Here is a 4,114-nt window from a genome sequence, read left to right on the forward strand (position 1 = left end):
GCCACAAACCGCTCCGCAGTCAACCCCGGCCGCCGCACATACCCCCGCGCCAAACCCACCCCCGCCACATACAACTCACCCACCACCCCAGGCGGTACCAACCCCAACACCCCATCCAGCACATACACCCGCGCACCGGGAATGGGCCGCCCGATCGGCGGCACCGAATCGGAGGGGGTCAGCGGTCCACTCATCGCCGCGCACACCGTGGCCTCGGTCGGCCCGTAGCCGTTGATCATGCGCCGGCCCGGGGCCCACCGTGCCACCAGGCCCGGCGGGCAGGCCTCACCCGCCACCACGAGCGTCGGGACCGAGGCCTCGGTTTCGGTCACCGCGGCCAGTGCCGACGGCGGCACGGTCGCGTGGGTGATGCGAACGTCCGGATCGGTGAGGGCCGACAACGGGTCACCGTCCGGGGCGAGCACCAGCGCGGCCCCGGTCAGCAGGGCGGTGAACACCTCCGATACGGAGGCGTCGAAGCTGGGCGAGGCGAACTGCAGGACCCTGCTGCGGGCGTCGATCCCGAACCCCTCGACCTGGACGGCGACCAGGTTGGCCACACCGCAGTGGGTGACCGCCACTGCCTTGGGACGGCCCGTCGACCCCGAGGTGTAGATGACGTACGCCGGATGCCGTGGGTCGACGTCGATTCCCGGATCTCCGTCGGGGCCGCTCCGAGCCAGGTCCGCGACGGTCTGCGGATCGTCGAACACCAGCGCCGGGCACGCGTCGGCGAGCATGTACTCGATCCGTGCGGCCGGGTACTCCGGATCCACAGGCAGGTAGGCGGCGCCCGCTTTGAGCACCCCCAGGATGGCCACCACCAGCTCCACTCCGCGCGGCAGCACCAGGGCCACCACGTCCTCGGCCCCGATGCTCCGGGCGGCCAGCGCATGCGCGACGCGGTTCGCCCGCGCGTTCAGCTCGCCGTAGGTCAGGGTGGTGTCGCCGGCCACGACCGCCACCGCGTCCGGGGAGCCGGCCGCCCTCTTCTCGAACAAACGGGCCACAGGGGCGGCAGGAGTCCCGGCGGCGTCGCCGCCGGGGAGCAGACGCTCCCGCTCCTCTGCGGACAGGATCTCGATACGGGCGACCGGTGTGCCGGGGTCGTGGTCCGCCAGGTCCGCCAGCAGGCGCAGCAAGCGCTCCTGGTGGTCCGCCAGATCGGCATGGCCGTGTACCTGGGGCGCGGCATGCAGTTCCAGCTGGAGGCCGTTACCGTCCTGGCGGTCCCGTACCGCGATCATCAGGTTGGCACCCTGCTTGACCGAGACGGTGTGCGCGCTGCACCGGTGGCCGGCGAACGTGAAGTCGTAGTCGAACCTCGTGATGTTGACGAGCGGAGAGAACGCCGTGTCGATGCCGCCCGACAGGTCGAGGTCACGGTGCAGGTCCTCGCCGCGGTAGCGCTGATGGGCCACGGCCTCCCGCATCCGGTCGGCGACCTGTGCCAGCAGAGCCCCCAGCGACATGCCGGGCCGCACCGACATCCGCACGGGAACGACGTTGGCCAGCATCCCGGGCGTCGAACGGGCGGCCTCGTCGGGCCGGGCGGCCACGATCAGCCCGACCGACACGTCCTGCGCTCCCGTCAGGCGGTGGGCGTAGAGCGCAATGGCGGCGACCACCAGCCGGGGCCAGGTGACGGCCGATCGCTGGGCTGCCGCTCGCAGGGCTTCCGAGGAGAGCAACACCCGTGCCCCGGTTGCCCGGGCGCTCCCCGCAGGCAGGGCCCCCGCCGCCGGGCCGGAGTGCGCTGCCGTGAAGTCGGGCCGGCGGGGAATCGCGGTCGCCCCCGTCCATCCGGCCAGTCGCCGGGACCAGTACTCCCGGTCGGCTGCCAGGGCCTGCGAGCTCTGGTAGTCCAGGTCGGCCTGGACCAGGGCCCGCAAGGGACCGAAGGGGCAGGGGGCGGGCTGCCGCCCCGAGGCGAGGGCGGAGTACACCTCGGCGGCCCGGCGCGCGATGAGGGCGAACCCGAAGCTGTCCACTGCCGCGTGGTGGTAGGTGTGGCACCACCAGAACCGGTCCGGGGCCACACGGAGCAGGGCGAAGCTGAACAGCGGGCCACGGAAGAGATCGAGGGGCCGGGCCAGGTCCGCGGCGATCCATGCACGCGCGGCCGACTCCGGTGCGGGCTCGTCGCTGACATCGACCACTGGCAGTTCCCAGGGGACCTCCCGCTCCAGAACCTGCACCGGACCGTCCTCGCCGTGGACCAGCCGCACCCTGAGCGCCTCGGTTTCGGCGACGACCTGGCGCAGGGCCGACTCGAACACGGCCGGGTCGACCGATCCGCGAATGTCCAGGTACTCGCCGATCCGCAATCCCGCAGCTCCCTCGGGAGCGCGCTGCTCGGCCATCCACATCTCGCGCTGCGCTGCCGTCACGGGCAGCACCTCGGCCGGTGAATCCGCCGTGCACCCCGTGGCCGAGGTGGAGACAGGCACATCCAGATCGGAGAACTCAGGACGAGACAAGGGGCAACCTCCTGAAGATGTCCATGACCCGTCCGCGGCCTGACTGCCACCGACGTTCCCGTCACAGCATGGACGGGCTAATGCCTATGGATTTTCTAGCATTCAGGACAGGGAATGCATAAATCTAAAAAAATGAAATGCAGGCGCGATCGGCGCGCTCGTCGGCGCCATGGCGCGCCAGGCCCCGGATCGGGCAGCTCTTATGCGCGGATGACAACCACCCAAAGGAATTAACCGCGCGACTCGATTTCCCTTGGCGTCGGCCCTGACGGCCTCACCGACCGCGTGCGCGGGGCCGCGTGATCCAGGTCTTTACCACAGGCCCGGCGGGCACAAACGGTTCTTCCACCCGGGTTCACTCGAAACTAGTCGATTCCCCGTCTTCGGGATGGAAGTCGGCCGCGCGCCACAGTTGATGCGCGCGGAGATCGGCTAGCGTGCCGGGTGCCGGCCGCGCAAAGTCAGCGCAGAGGCCGTGTGCGCATGCTCCACTTCTATGAAAGTTGCATTTTCCCGCCCGCTCCGAGCGGATTATCCACGCCGGCCGGCACCCACCGCACGGCCGCATTCCCGTCCCGCCGGCAACGCGCCCCGCCGGCAACGCAAAGAGAAAGGACACGGCCGTGCCTCCTGTTTTTCTCCCTTTCCTGTTGGGTATCGTCGCGGCGCCGCTGGTGAAAAGGATCGCGAAGCCGGTGGTGCGCGGCACCATCTCGGCTTCCGTCAACCTCGCCGCGGAGATGAAGAAGGCCGCGTACCAAGTCGGAGAAGAATTTCAAGACATCACCGCCGAGGTGACCGCCGAGCGGATCAGCGCGGAACTGCGGGACGGCGAGAGGCCCAAGGTCAAGGCAGGCAAGGCCTGACACGCCCGAAAGCAGTGACACATGAGCAACCCGTTCGAGGATGAGAGCGCAAGCCACCTCGTAGACGTGCTGTACACGGCCGAACTCGTCCACGAACGCGGCACGTACACGCTGATCGTGCGGGACCTGGTCCACGACATCCGACAAACGGCGACCGTACCCAGGAGGACCGTGGGGAAGATCCCCATGTACCTCTCGATGCTCAATCTCGATCAGGGCTGACGCGCACCGGACGGCATCGCTCCATCCGGACACGCCCTTCGGGGTGATTATCCGAGCCCGTGCGGCTTGTCCGAGGGATTTCCCTGCTGCGTCGCAGCCGGCACGGGTAGGCGTTGGACAACCCCTCATGTGCAGCCGGAGCAAGGAGAGACCGCCATGACACCCTTCGCCGCCCCCTTCGTCGTGGGTTTGATCGCGTCACCGCTGGTGAAGCGCATTGTGAAGCCGATCGCACGCGGTGCGGTGAAGGGCTCTGTGGGGCTCGTCCACGACGCCAGGCAGGCTTCCTTCAGAGCACGCGACGAGGTGAGGGACGCGGCGGCCCGGTCAGCCCGGGACAAGGGTGTTCGTGAGATCGCCACCTCGAGCAGTACCGACGGATCCGGGTCCGCCGAGACTCGTGGCCACGCCGGAAAGGCCTGACCGGGCACCGGCCCGACGGCCTCGCCGAGGGCGGAGGGGGGGGGGGGGGGGGGGGGGGGGGGGGGGGGGGGGGGGGGGTGGTGGGGGGGGGGGGGGGGGGGGGGGGGGGGGGGCGAGAACGGC

4 protein-coding genes are annotated in these 4,114 nt (G+C 69.9%); 3 read left to right on the forward strand and 1 reads right to left on the reverse strand.

The features are described 5' to 3' along the window. The coding region (locus tag AC068A_RS36325) for a non-ribosomal peptide synthetase (protein WP_478590564.1) at positions 1-2,390 on the reverse strand (2,390 nt) is incomplete at its 3' end. 713 nt (positions 2,391-3,103) lie between these two features. Between AC068A_RS36325 and AC068A_RS36330 the strand changes: the two genes are divergently transcribed. The 3 genes from AC068A_RS36330 (at position 3,104) to AC068A_RS36340 (ending at position 3,991) form a co-directional block, all read left to right on the forward strand. Then, positions 3,104-3,346, forward strand: coding sequence for a DUF5132 domain-containing protein (locus tag AC068A_RS36330; RefSeq protein WP_478590565.1), 243 nt, complete (start codon positions 3,104-3,106; stop codon positions 3,344-3,346). A gap of 21 nt (positions 3,347-3,367) precedes the next feature. After that, positions 3,368-3,568: a hypothetical protein gene (locus AC068A_RS36335; RefSeq protein WP_478590566.1), complete on the forward strand. Its 201-nt coding sequence runs from the start codon at positions 3,368-3,370 to the stop codon at positions 3,566-3,568. A 156-nt stretch (positions 3,569-3,724) separates the two neighbouring features. Then, on the forward strand, positions 3,725-3,991 hold the full coding sequence (locus AC068A_RS36340) for a DUF5132 domain-containing protein (protein ID WP_478590567.1): 267 nt from the start codon (positions 3,725-3,727) through the stop codon (positions 3,989-3,991). Positions 3,992-4,114 lie beyond the last annotated feature (123 nt).

The sequence above is a fragment of the Streptomyces sp. NPDC043854 genome (assembly GCF_056436005.1).

Coding starts and splice junctions, on each gene's coding strand:
- AC068A_RS36335 (WP_478590566.1), top strand. CDS start 3,368: ATGAGCAACCCGTTCGAGGATGAGAGCGCAAGCCACCTCGTAGACGTG.
- AC068A_RS36340 (WP_478590567.1), top strand. CDS start 3,725: ATGACACCCTTCGCCGCCCCCTTCGTCGTGGGTTTGATCGCGTCACCG.